Annotated in this window: 18 protein-coding genes; 8 read left to right on the top strand and 10 right to left on the bottom strand. The window is 67.7% G+C overall.

The genetic code is table 11. The features are described 5' to 3' along the window. The first annotated feature begins 43 nt into the window (after positions 1–43). Positions 44–1,444, top strand: a complete 1,401-nt coding sequence (locus tag WKC72_RS10145) for an IS1380-like element ISRop1 family transposase (RefSeq protein WP_370182453.1) — start codon at positions 44–46, stop codon at positions 1,442–1,444. A gap of 171 nt (positions 1,445–1,615) precedes the next feature. Here WKC72_RS10145 and WKC72_RS10150 read toward each other — a convergent pair whose 3' ends face one another. Next, positions 1,616–2,500 (bottom strand): aminoglycoside phosphotransferase family protein, encoded by an 885-nt coding sequence (locus tag WKC72_RS10150; protein WP_370182454.1) that lies wholly within the window; start codon positions 2,498–2,500, stop codon positions 1,616–1,618. Positions 2,501–2,529: 29 nt separating this feature from the next. Next, positions 2,530–3,018: a hypothetical protein gene (locus WKC72_RS10155; protein ID WP_037226020.1), complete on the bottom strand. Its 489-nt coding sequence runs from the start codon at positions 3,016–3,018 to the stop codon at positions 2,530–2,532. Between the two features lie 121 nt (positions 3,019–3,139). On the opposite strand from WKC72_RS10155, the gene WKC72_RS10160 reads away from it, so the two are divergent. Then, positions 3,140–4,222 (top strand): diacylglycerol kinase, encoded by a 1,083-nt coding sequence (locus WKC72_RS10160; RefSeq protein ID WP_370182457.1) that lies wholly within the window; start codon positions 3,140–3,142, stop codon positions 4,220–4,222. Positions 4,223–4,378: 156 nt separating this feature from the next. On the opposite strand, the gene WKC72_RS10165 is transcribed toward WKC72_RS10160, so the two are convergent. The 8 genes from WKC72_RS10165 to WKC72_RS10200 form a co-directional block, all read right to left on the bottom strand. Continuing rightward, complete coding sequence (locus WKC72_RS10165; protein ID WP_370180111.1) at positions 4,379–5,779, bottom strand: IS1380-like element ISRop1 family transposase; 1,401 nt, start codon at positions 5,777–5,779, stop codon at positions 4,379–4,381. Between the two features lie 145 nt (positions 5,780–5,924). After that, positions 5,925–6,623, bottom strand: coding sequence for an HAD family hydrolase (locus WKC72_RS10170; RefSeq protein WP_037226017.1), 699 nt, complete (start codon positions 6,621–6,623; stop codon positions 5,925–5,927). 54 nt (positions 6,624–6,677) lie between these two features. Beyond that, positions 6,678–7,001 (bottom strand): putative quinol monooxygenase, encoded by a 324-nt coding sequence (locus tag WKC72_RS10175; RefSeq protein ID WP_370182459.1) that lies wholly within the window; start codon positions 6,999–7,001, stop codon positions 6,678–6,680. Positions 7,002–7,042: 41 nt separating this feature from the next. Further along, the gene (locus WKC72_RS10180; RefSeq protein ID WP_112300104.1) at positions 7,043–7,615 is read right to left on the bottom strand and encodes a TetR/AcrR family transcriptional regulator; all 573 of its coding nucleotides are present in this window, start codon (positions 7,613–7,615) and stop codon (positions 7,043–7,045) included. 20 nt (positions 7,616–7,635) lie between these two features. Beyond that, entirely contained in the window at positions 7,636–8,106 is a 471-nt protein-coding gene (locus WKC72_RS10185) for a DUF1348 family protein (RefSeq protein WP_370182461.1), read from the bottom strand. A gap of 145 nt (positions 8,107–8,251) precedes the next feature. Further along, a complete protein-coding gene (locus WKC72_RS10190) occupies positions 8,252–9,856 on the bottom strand; it encodes a cation acetate symporter (protein ID WP_268789507.1) in 1,605 nt (534 codons plus the stop codon). Next, entirely contained in the window at positions 9,853–10,206 is a 354-nt protein-coding gene (locus tag WKC72_RS10195) for a DUF485 domain-containing protein (protein WP_112300101.1), read from the bottom strand. Before WKC72_RS10195 ends, WKC72_RS10190 begins: the two co-directional genes overlap by 4 nt. Next, entirely contained in the window at positions 10,203–10,682 is a 480-nt protein-coding gene (locus tag WKC72_RS10200; protein WP_128970089.1) for a nuclear transport factor 2 family protein, read from the bottom strand. Before WKC72_RS10200 ends, WKC72_RS10195 begins: the two co-directional genes overlap by 4 nt. A gap of 227 nt (positions 10,683–10,909) precedes the next feature. Here WKC72_RS10200 and WKC72_RS10205 point away from each other — a divergent pair, with 227 nt between their 5' ends. The 6 genes from WKC72_RS10205 (at position 10,910) to WKC72_RS10230 (ending at position 17,391) form a co-directional block, all read left to right on the top strand. Further along, positions 10,910–11,491: a TetR/AcrR family transcriptional regulator gene (locus WKC72_RS10205; RefSeq protein ID WP_370184324.1), complete on the top strand. Its 582-nt coding sequence runs from the start codon at positions 10,910–10,912 to the stop codon at positions 11,489–11,491. 133 nt (positions 11,492–11,624) lie between these two features. Further along, positions 11,625–12,818: an acyl-CoA dehydrogenase family protein gene (locus tag WKC72_RS10210; RefSeq protein ID WP_370182462.1), complete on the top strand. Its 1,194-nt coding sequence runs from the start codon at positions 11,625–11,627 to the stop codon at positions 12,816–12,818. Continuing rightward, entirely contained in the window at positions 12,815–13,618 is an 804-nt protein-coding gene (locus tag WKC72_RS10215) for a hypothetical protein (protein ID WP_370182464.1), read from the top strand. The genes WKC72_RS10210 and WKC72_RS10215 overlap by 4 nt, the downstream gene beginning before the upstream one ends. After that, entirely contained in the window at positions 13,615–14,463 is an 849-nt protein-coding gene (locus tag WKC72_RS10220) for an alpha/beta fold hydrolase (RefSeq protein WP_268789511.1), read from the top strand. The genes WKC72_RS10215 and WKC72_RS10220 overlap by 4 nt, the downstream gene beginning before the upstream one ends. Then, a complete protein-coding gene (locus WKC72_RS10225; RefSeq protein ID WP_268789512.1) occupies positions 14,460–16,166 on the top strand; it encodes an AMP-binding protein in 1,707 nt (568 codons plus the stop codon). Before WKC72_RS10220 ends, WKC72_RS10225 begins: the two co-directional genes overlap by 4 nt. Beyond that, positions 16,159–17,391, top strand: a complete 1,233-nt coding sequence (locus WKC72_RS10230) for an acetyl-CoA C-acetyltransferase (RefSeq protein WP_370182467.1) — start codon at positions 16,159–16,161, stop codon at positions 17,389–17,391. The genes WKC72_RS10225 and WKC72_RS10230 overlap by 8 nt, the downstream gene beginning before the upstream one ends. The last annotated feature ends 4 nt before the right edge of the window (positions 17,392–17,395 follow it).

Genomic DNA, 17,395 nt, shown 5'->3' on the forward strand with positions numbered 1-17,395 from the left:
TTCTCACAGAACCAGTTCGATCGACACGAAGGGCATCTCTAGGGTGCAACTATCCCACACCCACCCGGTGACGGCCTCGGCGTTCGACGACCGCAATCTCCTCGCCGCGGCCGGACTGGTCCCGGTCCTGGGGTTGGCTCAGGACTGCGGCCTCGATGACCTGGCAGACGAGCATCTGACGCTGCCCACCGACAAGGGCGCACACGCGGGCCGGAAGGTGACCGCACTGGTAGCGGGCATGGTCGCCGGCGCCGACAGCATCGACGACATGGCGCTGCTGCGGCACGGCGCCATGCCCACGGTATTCGACCGCCCGTACGCCCCGTCGACGCTGGGCTCCTTCCTGCGGACGTTCTCCTTCGGGCACGTCCGCCAACTCGACGCCGTCGCCGCCCGATTCCTGCAAGGCCTGGCCGAACGAACACCGCTGGTCGGTGGGCCCGAATCAGGTGGGCGGATCCTCGTCGACCTCGACGACACCATCGTCGAGGTGCACGGGCACGCCAAGCAGGGTTCGGGCTACGGATATACGGGGGTCCGGGGGTTGAACGCGCTGATCGCCACCGCCACCACCGACGGGCGGGCACCGGTGATCGTCGGCCAACGCCTGCGCCGCGGCGGCTGCGGATCCCCACGCGGGGCATCCCGGATGGTCAGCGACGCCCTCGCCACACTCGGCCGCCTGCGCCCGCAGCTGTCACCGGGGTCTGTGCTGGTGCGGGCCGACTCGGCCTTCTACGGGCACCCGACCGTGTCCGCGGCACTGCGCTCCGGCGCCGACGTCTCGGTCACGGTGCGGATGACCGCGACGGTGAAGGCGGCGATCGCCGCCATCGACGAGGATGCGTGGACCCCGATCGAATACACCGACGCCGTCTACGACGAACAGGCCGGCCGGTGGATCTCCCGCGCCGAGGTCGCCGAGATCGACTTCACCGCGTTCACCCGCCTCGCCTCCGAGCGGACACCGGGCCGGTTGGTGGTGCGCCGCATCCCCGACCTGCGGGAACACACCGATGGTCAGGGCACGTTGTTCGACGCCTGGCGGTTCCACGCGTTCTTCACCACCACCGACCCCGCCGTCCTGGACACCGTGGCCGCGGACAAGATCCACCGCGGGCACGCGATCATCGAGCAGGTCCACGCCGACCTGAAGAACTCCGCGCTCGCGCACCTGCCGTCGGGGCGGTTGGCCGCCAACAGTGCCTGGCTGGTGCTTGCGGTGATGGCGTTCAATCTCACCCGCGCCGCCGCCACCCTCACCGGGGCCCGCCTGGCCAAGGCGACGACCGCCACCATCCGCCGGACCCTGATCTCGGTCCCGGCGCGGATCGCGTCCTCGGCCCGCCGCCTCACCCTGCACCTGCCGCGGCGCTGGCCCTGGGAATCCGAATGGAACCAACTCTTCACCCACACCCGACATCGAAGACCCCAGGTCACCTAATCCGCCCGGCCACCCCCGGCCCCGACCCGAAAGACCCAGTGGAACAACCCGACACATCGGTCGGGCGATCACCCACACCCCTGACAGCCCATCAACGGCCACAACCGAACCCATCACCCGACCCGCCCCTATCGGTGGATCCAGGATTAACCACGGGCGGTTAATAAGTACTCACGGGCGAAGCATCGCGGCAATGTGCCCGAGCCGGGGCTGGTCGATCGACCCCTCCACGCAGCGCGCGAACAGCCACAGCTGTAGCCGCTCGACTTCGAGGCCGAGCAGGCCCGCCATCCGGTTCGAGAATCCGACCGGGTCGGCGGCGAGGCGATCGACATGGTCGAGCATGTGCTGCAGCACGTCGTACATCGGATCGCCGACGTACGGTTTGGGATCGATCACCAGCCACGGCTCGCGGGCGGCCGACAGCACGTTGTCGGGGTGCAGATCGGTGCACAGCAACCGCGACTGCGTTGCCGTCCTCGGTAGCTCGCGGAACAGCTCCATCCCGGCTCGCGCGAGGCCCGGATCCAGGTGCGGCCTGCGTGCGAGTTTCTCCTCGAACTCGTCGGCCCATACGTCGCACATGCCGGTGAGTGGGCGGAACGGAGTGCCGGCAGGGGGTTCGATCCACAGTCTGCGCAGCAACCCCGCGATCACGACGTCCTGTTCCTCGGGCGGCCGGACGTCGGACAGCGGGGTGCCGGGTTCGCAAGCTTCGAGGAGCAGCGCCGTGGTGTGGTCGAGCACGCGGTGGTCGAGCAGTCGGACGGCGCCGTCACCGTTCCACGCCGCCAGTCCGTCCGCCTCGTGCAGTGCCTCGTCGTGTCGCCAGCCGACCTTCAGTACCACCCGTTCGCCGGCGGCGGTGCGTGCGGGCGCCGTCCAGGACGTCACGCCGCCCGGCTGGAACGGGCGCCCGACGTCCAGCGACCACTCCCGGCTCACCGTCGCGACGACGGCGGGGAGGTCGGCCAGCCACGTTCGGCGCGGCGCGTCGGGAGCGTCGTACTCGGCCATCTCACGCACGAGGTTCGTCGGCAGTTCAAGATCCGGCACACCCGCATTGTGCCTCGCAGGTCGTCGGGTCACCGCCTTCCGCGGTCCCACACGCGCTGCGTCTGCTCGGCGATGTCAGAGTGGTGGGTCTGCTGGAAGTTGCGTCCACCGCGGGCGAAGGTGTGCACGGTCGCGGGCGGTACGTCGAACTCGGCGACGGGTGCGTCGAGCCACTCGCAGTCTCGGAGGTGCACCAGATCCACAGCCGCGGCCTCCGGACTCGAGTCGTAGCGCCACGGACCGTCGATCCGGCCGAGGAGGTAGAGCCCGTCGGCGTCACGCGACCAGACGAACGATCCGTCCAGCACCTGCGTGAAGCGTTCGAGCCGGCGTGCGGCCGGATCACCGTAGGTGCGCTCGGTCGCGTCGAGCGCCTCACTCAGATCGACGGGAGGTGGGGCCAGCAACCCGCCGATTCCACACACGTCCATCGCGAGCGCGCGCTGCACCGCGAGCCCTGGGTCCACGCCGTCGCGGCGGGAACGCATCGGTGCGCGGTAGACGTCGGTGGGTGTCATACGTATGGATTCTCCCTGACGCCGAACCGCGACAGCACGCTTCGGCGATCGTCTACCCGGGTAAACTAGAACCTGTTACATTCGCGGGAGGGGTACTACTTCTGGAACTCGGAGAGAACTCATGAGCTACCGCGTCGTCGAATGGTCCACCGGTACGGTCGGGCGTCACGCCATCGCAGGCATCGACGCCCGCGACGACCTCGAATTGGTCGGCGTGTGGGTGTCCAACCCGGAGAAGGTCGGGAAGGACGCCGGGGAGCTGGCCGGCCTCGGCCGAGAACTCGGGGTGACGGCGACCGACGACAAGGCGGCACTTCTCGCCCTGAAGCCGGACTGCATCGTGCACACCGCGATGACGGACGACCGCATCTTCGACGCGATCGAGGACCTGATCTCGTTCCTCGAAGCGGGCATCAACGTCGTGTCCTCGGGACCCGTTCTGTTGCAGTACCCGATCGGTGTGGTCCCGGACGAACTCGTCGACCGCATCCGCCGCGCCGGCGAACAGGGAGGCGCAAGCCTCCACGTGAACGGCATCGACCCCGGATTCGCGAACGACGTTCTGCCGCTGGCCATGACGAGCCTGTCGCAGCGGATCGACCAGGTGCGCTGCTCCGAGATCGCCGACTACTCCACCTACTACCAGCCGGTGGTGATGAGTGAGATCTTCGGATTCGGCAAACCCGTCGAGGAGACGCCGATGCTGTTCCAGCCGGGCGTGCTGTCGCTGGCGTGGGGGAGCGTCGTCCGCCAGATCGCCGCGGGACTGGACCTCACGCTCGACGAACCGCTGGTGGAGAAGTTCGAACGCATCCCCGCCGAGGAGGATCTGGACATTCTGTCGTGCCACATCGCAAAGGGCACGGCGGCGGCAGTGCGGTTCGAAGTCGTCGGCACGGTCGACGGGGTGCCGCGCGTGGTCCTCGAGCACGTCACCCGCACCCACCCCGAACAGAAACCGGACTGGCCGAAACCCACTCGCAGCGACGGGTGCTACCGCATCGACATCACGGGCGAGCCGATGATGACCGTCGAGTTCAACCACCACGGCGAGCACGGCGACCACAACGTGTCGGGGATGATCGTCACCGCGATGCGGCTGGTGAATTCGGTGCACGCGGTGGTCGAAGCGAAGCCCGGGCTCGTGACCGCAGTCGACCTGCCCCTCGTCACCGGTCGCGGATTATGCGCTTCGCGCCCGTGAGTACTTATTAACCTGGATCCACCGATAGGGGCGGGTCGGGTGATGGGTTCGGTTGTGGCCGTTGATGGGCTGTCAGGGGTGTGGGTGATCGCCCGACCGATGTGTCGGGTTGTTCCACTGGGTCTTTCGGGTCGGGGCCGGGGGTGGCCGGGCGGATTAGGTGACCTGGGGTCTTCGATGTCGGGTGTGGGTGAAGAGTTGGTTCCATTCGGATTCCCAGGGCCAGCGCCGCGGCAGGTGCAGGGTGAGGCGGCGGGCCGAGGACGCGATCCGCGCCGGGACCGAGATCAGGGTCCGGCGGATGGTGGCGGTCGTCGCCTTGGCCAGGCGGGCCCCGGTGAGGGTGGCGGCGGCGCGGGTGAGATTGAACGCCATCACCGCAAGCACCAGCCAGGCACTGTTGGCGGCGAACCGCCCCGACGGCAGGTGCGCGAGCGCGGAGTTCTTCAGGTCGGCGTGGACCTGCTCGATGATCGCGTGCCCGCGGTGGATCTTGTCCGCGGCCACGGTGTCCAGGACGGCGGGGTCGGTGGTGGTGAAGAACGCGTGGAACCGCCAGGCGTCGAACAACGTGCCCTGACCATCGGTGTGTTCCCGCAGGTCGGGGATGCGGCGCACCACCAACCGGCCCGGTGTCCGCTCGGAGGCGAGGCGGGTGAACGCGGTGAAGTCGATCTCGGCGACCTCGGCGCGGGAGATCCACCGGCCGGCCTGTTCGTCGTAGACGGCGTCGGTGTATTCGATCGGGGTCCACGCATCCTCGTCGATGGCGGCGATCGCCGCCTTCACCGTCGCGGTCATCCGCACCGTGACCGAGACGTCGGCGCCGGAGCGCAGTGCCGCGGACACGGTCGGGTGCCCGTAGAAGGCCGAGTCGGCCCGCACCAGCACAGACCCCGGTGACAGCTGCGGGCGCAGGCGGCCGAGTGTGGCGAGGGCGTCGCTGACCATCCGGGATGCCCCGCGTGGGGATCCGCAGCCGCCGCGGCGCAGGCGTTGGCCGACGATCACCGGTGCCCGCCCGTCGGTGGTGGCGGTGGCGATCAGCGCGTTCAACCCCCGGACCCCCGTATATCCGTAGCCCGAACCCTGCTTGGCGTGCCCGTGCACCTCGACGATGGTGTCGTCGAGGTCGACGAGGATCCGCCCACCTGATTCGGGCCCACCGACCAGCGGTGTTCGTTCGGCCAGGCCTTGCAGGAATCGGGCGGCGACGGCGTCGAGTTGGCGGACGTGCCCGAAGGAGAACGTCCGCAGGAAGGAGCCCAGCGTCGACGGGGCGTACGGGCGGTCGAATACCGTGGGCATGGCGCCGTGCCGCAGCAGCGCCATGTCGTCGATGCTGTCGGCGCCGGCGACCATGCCCGCTACCAGTGCGGTCACCTTCCGGCCCGCGTGTGCGCCCTTGTCGGTGGGCAGCGTCAGATGCTCGTCTGCCAGGTCATCGAGGCCGCAGTCCTGAGCCAACCCCAGGACCGGGACCAGTCCGGCCGCGGCGAGGAGATTGCGGTCGTCGAACGCCGAGGCCGTCACCGGGTGGGTGTGGGATAGTTGCACCCTAGAGATGCCCTTCGTGTCGATCGAACTGGTTCTGTGAGAAGTCCAATTCTTTCAGCACGCAAGGGCATCTCGCCGTTTCGACTCACCTACCCCGACACCACATCGGTGGATCCAGGATTAACCGCCCGTGGTTGATAAGTACTCACAGGCCGAAGGCACTGAGCGCATTTCGGAGACCGTCGGGGCGCTCCGCGAGTGGAACGGGTTCGACGAGTGCGAACGCGCAGCCCACCTTTCTCGCCGCACCGTCGGCTTCCTCGCTGTCGCCGATCATCAGAGTCCGTTCGGGCTCGGAACCGAGTGCGGCGAGGGCGTGCTCGAAGATCTTCGGGTCCGGTTTGATCGCACCCACCTCGAATGACAGCACGAACGCGTCGACGAGATGCTCCACTCCCAGATCCGCGAACGCGGGCCGGATGTCGAACGCGATGTTGCTCAGCACCGCGACCTTGATTCCACGGTCCTTCAGTGACGCAAGCACTTCCGCGGTATCGGGGTATGCGCTCCAGCATCCCGGGTCGATCACCCGCTCGTACAGCCCGACCGCCTGGTCCTCGTGTGCGACCCCGGACTTGCGGAGCACATCGAGGTACGCCTGCCGGTGAAACCGGGGGTCGAGGTCGCGGTTGGTCCACGCGTGGTGCTCGGCCGCGTCCATCTCGACGGTCTGACCGACGGGCGCCGTCATGCGCCGCATGAGCTCGGCCTGCTGGTGGAGGTCGAACGGTTCACCTTCGTGGTCGGTGAGGTCGGACATCCAGCTCTCGTCCTCCTCCAACCGGAACAGCGTGCCGGAGAAGTCGAAGATCACTGCGTCGAATTCGGTGAGATCGGAAGCCACGTTTCCCAGGCTAACGCGCGGTGCGCGCGACTTCAGGGTGAAGCCGGACGGGGGTCAGTCGACTTCGAGTTCACCCATCGGTGACCAGTCGGTGCCGTCGATCGTGGTGTTGATGATTCGCGGCGTCTGCGCGAGGGCGGGCTTCAATTCGTGCATCGCATTCCGGAAATGCTCGCTCTGCACGTGGGCGACCGCGGCGTCGTCGTCACGGAACGCTTCGACGAGGACGTACAGGTTCGGATCCTCCACCGCGCGCGACCAGTAGAACCACAGGTTGCCCGGTTCGTTTCGGGTCGCGTCGGTGAACGGCTGCACCCGGTCGAGCCAGCCGTCCGCGTGGTCCGGTTTCACGGTGAAGTTGACGACGATGAAGATCACGGCTGCCTCACTTCTCGAGTTCCCGCATTCCGTGACGAATCCTACGCGCGCGATTCCGCTGGATCCTCGACCGAACGCCGTAGCCGGGTGAGGATGCGCGTGAAGCTGTCGGGGTCGTCCAGGGCACGAGCGAGAACGAGCGCGCCCTGGATTCCTGCAACGACCTCCTCGGCGAGTGGGCGCGACTGCGTGCGGTGGCCGGCGTCGGCGAGGGCGCCGGCGAGCGAATCGACCCAGTCGGTGAAGTAGGCGCGGACCCGGTGGGCGAAGCGGTCACGTTCGAGGCCGAGCGCGAACGCGCCGAACAGACAGATACGGCGACCCGACCGGAAATACGTCTCGACCTCGTCGAACATCCGCTCGAGGCGGGCGACGGCGGGCTCGGACCCGCGCAGCGGCCGGTACACGGCGGTCTGGAACCAGGCGTCGACCTCGTCGAGGACGGCCTCGGCCATCTCGTCCTTGCCGCGGGGGAAGAAGTTGTACAGGCTTCCTTTGCCGAGTCCGGTGTGCTCGGTGATGACGGCCAGACTCGCGCCGTCGAACCCGTGGGATCGGAACACCTCGGCCAGCACGGGGACGACGTCGCCGCGCTCGGCTACTGCTCGGGGCATGACTACTCCTCGTGTGCCGGTCAGAGGCCGAGATCACTCAGCCCGGGATGATCCGACGGTCGCACGCCGGACATGTCCGAGAAGAACTTGCGGTCGGATTCGTCGATCGGCACGTCGTTGATGCTGGCATGCCGCCACCGCATGAGACCGTCGTCGTCGAACTGCCAGTTCTCGTTGCCGTACGCGCGGAACCACTGCCCGTCGGTGGTGTGGAACTCGTACGCGAACCGGACCGCGATCCGATTCCCGTCGTGCGCCCACAGTTCCTTGATCAGACGGTATTCCAGTTCGCGGTCCCACTTCCCGGCGAGGAAGTCGACGATCTCGCGGCGCCCCTGCAGAAAGGTGGACCGATTGCGCCACCAACTGTCCTCGGTGTACGCCTGCGCGACCTTCTCCGGATCACGGGAATTCCAGCCGTCCTCGGCGGCGCGGACCTTCGCGCTCGCGGTGTCGAGCGTGAATGGTGGAACGGGTGGGCGGACGGACATGGTGAGCGCTCCTTTTCGGAGAGGGGCTTGTACCTTTCAGTACAGACTGTACCGATAGGTACAAGCGCTGTCCAGGGTCGCGCCGCACTCAGTTGACGGCTGATGCCCCCGCCGTGACGGCGAGGGCATCAGCTGATCGTGAAAACTAGTGCGTTTCGGCGAGTTCCGCGCCGATGCCGGTCTCGGCGCGCACCAGCATCTCGGCGAATTTCTCGTCTCGATCCGCCGAACGTCCGTGAAGGCGTTCGCCGGCGAGGGAGCCGATCACGGCGGCGGCACACCCGAGCGGCATCGTGATGATCACCGGCAACTGAATGGTCAGCGGCGCCGGTCCGCTACCCAGCCAGAGCGCTTCCGTGAACATCAGGCTCACCACGGTGGATGTCAATCCCACCGAGATGCCCCACACGGCGCCGGTGCTGTTGAACCGTCGCCAGTTGAGGCTGAGCAGCAGGCTCGGCAGGTGCGCACTTCCTGCGACCATGAACGCCATTCCCATGAAATACGTGATGTTGGTGGTATCGCCGATCGCCATCGTCAGTCCGATCGCGACCACGCTGAAACCGACGGCCGCGTACCGGGCGACCTTCGCCTCGCGGGCATCCGCGGTCTCCGTGTCGGCGTCCGCAGCCTTCCTGCGGGTGAGGGTGGGCCACACGTCGTGGGCGAACGTTCCCGCCGCGGAGATCACGACGCCCGCGACGACGGCGACGATGCTCGCGAACGCGACGGCTGCCACCATGGCCAGCGCGATCGATCCGCCGATGGTGCCGACGCCTCCGCCGAGTTCCGTGACCAGCGTGGGTGCCGCGAGATTGCCGCCTGCGCCGACACGATCCGCCCCGTCCGGGCCGAGGAGCGCCGCGGTGCCGAAGCCCATGACGATGACGATCAGGTAGAAGATGCTGCACAGTGCGACGGTCCAGCCGAGCGACTTCCGTGCCGTCGCGGCCTCGGGGACGGTGAAGAAGCGAATCAGGATGTGCGCCATACCGGCCGTGCCGAGCGCGAACGCGAGGGAGTACGAGATCAGGTTGATCGCACCGGTCTGCCCGAAGATCAGGCCCGGGGAGAGGATCGCATCTCCGGCTGCCGCGTTCGACGTCGCCGCCCCGAGCATGCCGGGGAGGCTGAAGCCGAATTTCGCCAGGATCCCGAGGCACACCACGATTGCCAGGATCGACAGGATGGACGACTTGATCACCTGAACCCACGTGGTCGCCAGCATTCCGCCGACGAAGACGTAGATACCCATGAGTGATCCGGCCACCACGACGGACAGGCCGAACGGGATGCCCGAGACGGACTCGAGCAGGACGCCCGCCGCCACGAGCTGGGCGAGCAGCACGAATGTTCCGGTGACGATGGTGCTGAGAGCTACCACCACCCGCACGCGACGTGCACCGGTCCGGAACACCAGAACATCGGCGAGCGTGAACTTTCCGACGTTCCGCATCTTCTCGGCGAGGAGGAAGAGGACGGGGAGGAAGGAGACCACCGACGTGCACAGAATGACGGCGCCGTCGACGCCCTTGTAGAAGATCAAACCCGTGGTGCCCAGGAAGCTGCCCGCCGAAATGAACTCGCCGGCGATCGCGAAACCGTTCTGCCAGCCCTTGATCGAGCGGCCCGCGGCGAAGAAACCGGTGGCGCTGCGGCTTCGGCGCGATGCGGCGAACGTCACCCACAGCGTGAGCGAGATGACGGCGGCGCAGATGCCGATGGCGAGGAAGTCGGCGTCGCCGGTCATGAGACATGCTCCTGATCACGTTGCGCGATGGCCCGGACGGCGTCATCGGCGGCGGGTTGGATGTAGGTACGGGACAGTCGGAAATACGCGTACACGAGTACCCAGGTGCCGGCGAATTGGGAGAACACCACCCACAGCGACAGCGGAACACCGAATGCTGTGTTATCGCCGAGGAATTCGGGGAAGTAGGCGAATCCGACCAGAAACCCCGAGAACAGTGCGATCGCGATCAGGCCGAGTCCGGTGGTGACGGCGCGTCGGCGGCGTCGCAGTTCGACGAACTCCGGCAACGCGAGAATCGGTGACCAGACGGCTGCGCTCGCCGCGGTGGCAGGGGACTCGGTGGTCACGCGTTCACCGCCGCGCGTCGCGCCGACTCGAGGGCGAAACGGTTCTCGTCCCAGCCCTCCGAGAGCGGCCCGAAGTAGTGGAAGCGCACCTGCTTGACGCGGTACAACCAGCGGCCGTCGACTTTGACGGCTTCGTCCGTGTACCGGCCGGCGGCGATGGAGGCGTTGCCGTCGGATACGCAGGGCTGCCAGAGGAACGAGCGGACGGTGGCCCGATCGCCGTCGAGGTCGATCTCCAGGTTGGTGATGAAGTGCCAGAACGCGGTGAGCCCGCCGGGGGCGAGGCCGGCGAAGAACGCCCGCATCTCGCTCTTGCCCTTCGGGTTGGACAGCCCGTCGAATTCGCCGTCGTCGGTGAACAGATCCATCAGGGCGTCCCAGTTGGCGTCGTCGAGATGGCGGCAGTACTGCGCGTCGAGGTACCGGATGGCCTCCAGGTCTTCGAGGCGGCGGATTCGTTCTTCGAGGGTGCTCAAGGTGGCATACCTCCACGGTGTGAGGAGCGGAATGCGCGAACTGGCAATTAACAACCGTTCACGTGATCTGGACCGTAACGGACGCTCTACCGTCGGTCAACACCGTGCGCCGTTCACCCCGTTCGACGTGCGTAAAGGCTGGTGAACTGCATTTTCTGCAGGGTGTGTTGCCCGCGCCTCCCGCGGCACCTACCCTCCGAGGGGTGAACACTCGGTCAAGTGGTGCGGTGATTCCCTCCGTCCGGCAGCGGATCCTGGACGCGGCGCTGGAGGAGTTCTATACCGCCGGCTTTCATGCGGCGACGATGCGCACCATCGCCAAGCGTGCGGGCTGCAGCGCCGCCAACGTGTACAACCATTTCGAGAACAAGGACGAACTCCTGGTCGAGATTCTGCGGTCGGCCAGTGACGAACAGTTCACTGCCACCCGGACCGCTCTGCGGAAGGCGGGGTCCGCACCGGCGGAGCAGTGGACTGCCGCGGTGGTCGCGCATTCGCTGTATACCGCCCGCAATCAGCAGGCCTGCCTCGTGGCGAACACCGAACTGCGCTATCTGGATGAGGTGGATCGCAAACGGGTCGTGGGCTCGCGCGATGCGCAGGAGCACCTGTTCGTCACCATCGCGGAGGCGGGTGTGGCCGCCGGCGACTTCGACGTCCCCCACGTTCACCAGGCGGTGACTGCCGTGCTGACGATGTGCGCGGGCATCGCGCTCTGGTACCGGCCGGACGGACCACTGTCCGCGCAGGCGGTTGCGGACTCGTACGGCATCTACGCGCTCAACCTGGTCGGATATCGTCCGGCCTGAGTCGGCGGTTCAGCATTGACGCTGCGGTCCGGACATGCTCTACTGGGTGAACAAGCGTTAATGTGATCCGAGTGCAGAACTACGAGTTCTCCCGGGTCGCGCGCCCCGTAGTTCGAATGGATGAGGAGTGTCCATGACTCACCGGCCGTCGCAGCCACGTACCGATTCACCGCGGTATCTGACCGAGGACCGATTGGCGATCCGCGACCTGGCTCGCGATTTCGCGATGAAGCAGGTGCTTCCGGTCGCGAACGAACTCGATCCGGTGCAGGGCACCATCCCCGACACGCTGAAGAAGGCGATGGCCGAGGTCGGCTTCTTCGGGATCATGATCCCGGAGGAGCACGGCGGTCTCGGTCTCGGTGTGTTCGAGTACTGCCTGGTCGCGGAGGAGTTGTCGCGGGCGTGGATGAGTGTGTCGGGACTGCTGGCCCGCGGTAACGGGATGGGCGGCGGGTTCACCCCCGAGCAGGAGTCGGCGTTGCTGCCGAAGGTCGCCCGCGGCGACTACCTCGGCGCGTACGCCCTGTCGGAGGCCGAGGCCGGATCGGACGTCGCAAACATCTCCTGCCGCGCGACCCGGGACGGTGACGACTGGGTGATCAGCGGCACGAAGATGTGGTGCACGTACGCCGACGAGGCCGATTACCTGGTGCTGTTCGCCCGCACCGATCCGAACAAGGATCCGGCGAAGCCGCACCGCGGGATCAGCGCGTTCCTGATCGAGAAGGACCGCGGGGGTTTCCCCGAGGGGATCAGCGGGACGAAGATCCGCAAGATCGGGTATTTCGGGTGGAGCACGTGGGAGCTCTCGTTCGACGGTTTCCGGGTGCCGGCCACGTCGATGCTCGGGGAGGAGGGCAAGGGCTTCTACCTGGCGGTGTCCGGTCTCGAGGTGGGGCGGGCGCATACCGCGGCCCGGGCGATCGGTCTGGCGCGGGGCGCCTTGGAGGATTCGATCGCGTACCTGCATACCCGCCGTCAGTTCGGGCACGAGTTGGCCGATTTCCAGCATCTGCGGTTCAAAGTGGCGAAGATGGCTGCCGACATCGAGGCAGCCCGGCAGTTGATGTATTCGGTGGCGACGGATATCGACACCGGCCGGCGGTGTTCGCTGGAGGCGTCGATGTGCAAGCTGGTGGCCACGGAGATGGCCGAACGGGTGACCAGTGAGGCGGTGCAGATTCACGGCGGCGCCGGGTACACCACAGATTTTCAGGTGGAACGGCATTGGCGGGATGCGCGGCTCACGAAGATCTTCGAGGGCACCAGCGAGATCCAGATGCGGATCATCTCCGACGAACTGCTGGGAAGGACTGCAGAATGAGCACACTCACCATGAGCATCGCTGTCGGCGATCGCACTGTGAGCGACGCCCGGCGCGTCTCCGAACTCGGACTGTCCCTGCCGGATGCATCGCTGACGGGGATCGTCGCGGCAGGAATACTCGCGCCGCCGGCGACGTCCGGTGCCACACGTACCGGGCTGCAATGGAATTCGCAGTCCGCGGTGACAGGTGACGATGTCGTCCATGTCGAGTCCGTCGTCACGCGTGTCGAACAGTCGAAGGACGGAGCCGTGTTCGATCGCCACGTGCGGCTCGTCGACGACGGCGGCTCGGTACGTGAACAGGGAATCGAGACGTGGAGTTCGCCCGAACCGTCCGACGTCCGATTCGATCCCGCTGTCGACTTCTGCACACCGGCCTGGGGAGAGCGTCTCCGCGAATCCCTCTCCACCGATCCGGCCTTCGCGTCCTCACTGTCGTCGTGGGACGGCACCGTGGGCCTGCGTTGCACCGACTCCTCGGGCCGGGCCCGGGAACTGCACCTACGGATCTATCGCGGAACGATCATCGACGTCGCCCGCCGGGTCCCGGGTGGGGCCACATTCACGCTCATCGCTCCGGCCGTCACCTGGGTCGACCTGGTGTTCGCCGAACGGAACGACTTTCTGCGCCGCGCCATCCGGGGCGAATTCTCCTCCAGCGGTGACGGGTACGAATACCTGCGACTCACCAAACCGCTCGACATCATCATCGCCCACGCCCGCAGCGCCGCACGTGAGTGGCAAAGCGTGCCGGGGCACACTTTGCCACTCACGTGCGGAAGGGAGGCCCGGCCATGATCGAGGCCCGCTACCTGGAGATCGACGGAGCGCTCGGCTTCGTCGAGATCATCACCCCCGACAATCACCCGGACACCGACGTGCCCACCGTGCTGTGCCTGCACACCGCGGGCCAGAGCGGAGTCCAGTGGCGGCACGTCGCGTCCGAACTGGCAGACCGCGGCCACCGGGTGATCGTCCCCGACCTTCCGGGGCACGGACGTTCCGAGCCCGCGGTCGACGGGCCCGTCACCAGCATCGTCACGTTCGGCGACTGGCTCTGGAAGGTACTCGACGCACTCGCCGTCGAACGTCCCTTCGTCATGGGATGTTCCATCGGAGGCAAGCTGACACTCGAACTCGCCACGCGGTCGTCGAGGCCGCTGGCCGGAGCGATCGCGATGGCAGCGGAGGCCGGTCCCGGCCGCGTCAACGTGGCTGGGCTGCGCCGCGAACTCGAGGACGTCGCCGGACCCAGCCGCTCCGACCGCACGTACCTGGGCACGCTCGCCTCGATCGGAGACACCGTGCCCGAGCCCACGGCGCAGCTGATCGCCACCATGCACAAACGTGAGGACCCGGAGATCTCGTCCTCCGACCTGATCGCGTGGGGAACGCACGACGTGCGCGACCGACTCGCCGACATCACCTGCCCCATCAGGCTCGTCGCCGGAGCGCAGGACCCGTGGATCGATGCCGCAGTCGTCGAGCAGGCCGCGTCGGCACTCGACGCCGCCCAGCCGGGACGTGCGACGTTCACCCTGCTCGAGGGTGTCGGCCACTACCCGATGGAGGAGGTCGACGACTTCGCCGCGGTGACGGACGAGTGGTTGACCGAACTGCGTGCGGCGGTGGTGCTCTCGTGACAGCGCACACCGCGGCCACGCGCCGTGACACACTCGCCGCGTTGCTCGGCGAACTCGTGACGGCCGACCCGGATGCCGCCGCCACCCTCGACGTCGTCGACGGCGAGCCGATCGTCACCAGTCGAGCCGAACTCCGTGCCCGCGTCGACGCGCTGACGTCGGAACTCGTCGGCGTCGGCGTCCGGCGCGGCCAGTGTGTGGCTGTCTTGCTGCCGAACTGGTCGGACGCGATCGTCTGGCAACTCGCCGCGTCCGCGGTGGGTGCGCACGTCATCGGCGTCAACACCCGCTACAACACGCACGAGATCGCGCACATCCTCACGTCGGCGCGTCCCGCGGTGGTGGCCGTGGCCGACCACTTCCACGGTCTCGACCTGTTCGGGCGGCTCGACGAGGCACAGCGCTCCCTCGACGTCCCGGCCCCGGCGGTCGCCGTGGTGCGCGGTCCCGGAACGACGGGCGACGCCCCCGACCCGGCGCGATTCGACCTCGGCGGTGGCGCCTGGGCAGCCGGCAGCACGGACACCGGCACCGTCCAGGTGCCGGAGACACCCGACATGGCCACCACCACCGCGGCGGGCGAGCGGGCGGCGCCGGACGACGTGCTCGCGGTCGCGTTCACGACGTCCGGATCCACCGGCGTCCCCAAACTCGCCGCCCATCGCGAATCCGCGGTGGTTCGGCACGCGCGAGCAGACGCCGTCGTCCTCGGCGTCGAACCCGGCGACGTCACCCTGTGCGTGCTGCCGGTGTCCGGGGTGTTCGGATACAGCACCGCCCTGGCGACTCTCGCCGGCGGCGGCGCCCTGCTGATGGAACCGGTTTTCGACGCCGCGGACACGCTGGCCCGCATGGCGTCGCTGAAGGTCACGCACGTGGTCGGCGGCGACGACCTCTTCGCGCGGCTGTACGACACGTGGCACGGGGGCGACCGCGCCGACCTGTCGTCGTTGAAGCGCCTCGGGATCGCCGACTTCCTCGGGCGTTCGCACGAGGTGGCGGCGTGGGTGCGTGACGAGTTCGACGCCGTCACGACGGGCGTCTTCGGGTCTTCCGAGGTGTTCGCGCTGATGCTGCTGTGGGATGCCGCGGATCCGGAATCCCTGCGCTGGAACGGCGGCGGACGTCCGGTCGAACCCGGCATCGAGGTGCGCATTGTCGACCCACTGGACGACTCGGCCCTTCCGGACGGCGAGCAGGGCGAGCTTCAGGTACGCGGACCGAACGTCGTCGACGCCTACCTCGGCAATCCGGATGCGGCCGCGCGAGCATTCACGCGGGACGGCTGGTTCCGCAGCGGCGACCTGGCCGTCGCGACCGGCGACGGCGGCTATACGTATGTATGCCGGATGGGTGACGTGCTCCGGCTGCGCGGGTTCCTGGTGGATCCCGCCGAGATCGAGCACCGGCTGGCGGAACACGAGGCCGTGCACCTGACGAAGGTCGTGGGGATCACCGGCACCGGCGGATACACCGAGGCGGTGGCGTTCGTCGTTCCCACCGAGGGCACATCGGCGGATGCCGCAGATCTCAAGGCTTGGTGCGCAGAGTCGTTGGCGGCCTTCAAGGTCCCGGCCGCCGTGCACATGATCGAGCAGATGCCGACCACGGTGGGCGGTAACGGAACCAAGATCCGAGCGGTCGAACTGCGCGAATGGGCGCAGCGGTGGACCGATTACGAAAGGGATTTCCGCAGTGCCTGAGAATTCGAACGCCCAGGGCAGCGATGTCGTCGTCTGTGAGCCCCTCCGCACCCCCGTCGGCCGATACGGCGGACAGTTCAAGGACGTTCCCGCCGCCGACCTCGGCGCGTGGGTGGTGTCCGAACTGCTCGTTCGCACCAAGGTGGATCCGGGCAGCATCGACGACGTGATCTTCGGTCAGTGCTACCCGAACGGCGAGGCGCCCGCTATCGGGCGGGTCGTGGCCCTCGATGCGGGACTGCCGGTGACGGTTCCCGGTCAGCAACTCGACCGCCGCTGCGGATCCGGTCTGCAGGCCGTGCTCGACGCGGCGATGCGGGTACAGACGGGGGTCGCCGAACTGGTGATCGCCGGCGGCGTGGAATCGATGAGCCGCGCCGAGTACTACACCGAGTCGATGCGCTGGGGAGCCAAAGGTGCGCCGGCAGCGCTCCACGACAGACTCGCCCGCGGCCGCGTCACCGCGGGCGGACGCAATTATCCGGTGCCGGGCGGCATGCTCGAGACGGCGGAGAACCTGCGCCGCAAGTACGGCATCAGCCGCCGGGAGCAGGACGAGCTCGCGGTGAGTTCCCATCAGCGGGCTGTCGCTGCGATCGACTCCGGAAAGTTCGCCGAGGAGATCGTCCCGGTGGGTGTGCCCGTCCGCAGGGGCGATCCGCAGGTCGTCGATCGGGACGAGCACCCCCGAGCCGACACGACGATCGAGTCACTCGCTCGGCTGCGGCCCATCGTAGGCAGCGACCCCGACGCGACCGTCACCGCAGGCAACGCCAGCGGACAGAACGACGGTGCGGCAGCGTGCCTCGTCACTACCCGGGCACAGGCGGAGCGTCTCGGGCTTCAGCCGCTCGCCCGCCTGGTCACCTGGGCGGTCGCGGGTGTGGAGCCGTCCGAGATGGGTATCGGACCGGTGCCGTCCACCGAACGGGCCCTGAAACGCGCCGGGCTGACTCTCGCCGACATCGACCTGATCGAACTGAACGAGGCATTCGCGGCGCAGGCGCTGGCAGTCACGCGCGAATGGAACTTCGGTGCGCGGGATTTCGACCGCACCAACGTCAACGGCTCGGGGATCTCGCTCGGACACCCCGTCGGCGCGACGGGAGTGCGAATCCTCACCACCTTGCTGCGCGAGATGGACCGCCGCGGCGCCCGTTACGGTCTCGAGACGATGTGCATCGGCGGCGGCCAGGGGCTGACCGCGATCTTCGAGCGGGTCTGACCGC

It is taken from the genome of Rhodococcus wratislaviensis (assembly GCF_041228765.1).
Classification (GTDB): domain Bacteria; phylum Actinomycetota; class Actinomycetes; order Mycobacteriales; family Mycobacteriaceae; genus Rhodococcus_F; species Rhodococcus_F wratislaviensis.

What these genes read in the sequence shown, in the direction of transcription:
- WKC72_RS10210 (WP_370182462.1), top strand. Translation starts at nt 11,625, where the DNA reads ATGACTCACCGGCCGTCGCAGCCACGTACCGATTCACCGCGGTATCTG.
- WKC72_RS10180 (WP_112300104.1), bottom strand. Translation starts at nt 7,615, where the DNA reads ATGCCCCGAGCAGTAGCCGAGCGCGGCGACGTCGTCCCCGTGCTGGCC.
- WKC72_RS10220 (WP_268789511.1), top strand. Translation starts at nt 13,615, where the DNA reads ATGATCGAGGCCCGCTACCTGGAGATCGACGGAGCGCTCGGCTTCGTC.
- WKC72_RS10215 (WP_370182464.1), top strand. Translation starts at nt 12,815, where the DNA reads ATGAGCACACTCACCATGAGCATCGCTGTCGGCGATCGCACTGTGAGC.
- WKC72_RS10185 (WP_370182461.1), bottom strand. Translation starts at nt 8,106, where the DNA reads ATGTCCGTCCGCCCACCCGTTCCACCATTCACGCTCGACACCGCGAGC.
- WKC72_RS10155 (WP_037226020.1), bottom strand. Translation starts at nt 3,018, where the DNA reads ATGACACCCACCGACGTCTACCGCGCACCGATGCGTTCCCGCCGCGAC.
- WKC72_RS10190 (WP_268789507.1), bottom strand. Translation starts at nt 9,856, where the DNA reads ATGACCGGCGACGCCGACTTCCTCGCCATCGGCATCTGCGCCGCCGTC.
- WKC72_RS10160 (WP_370182457.1), top strand. Translation starts at nt 3,140, where the DNA reads ATGAGCTACCGCGTCGTCGAATGGTCCACCGGTACGGTCGGGCGTCAC.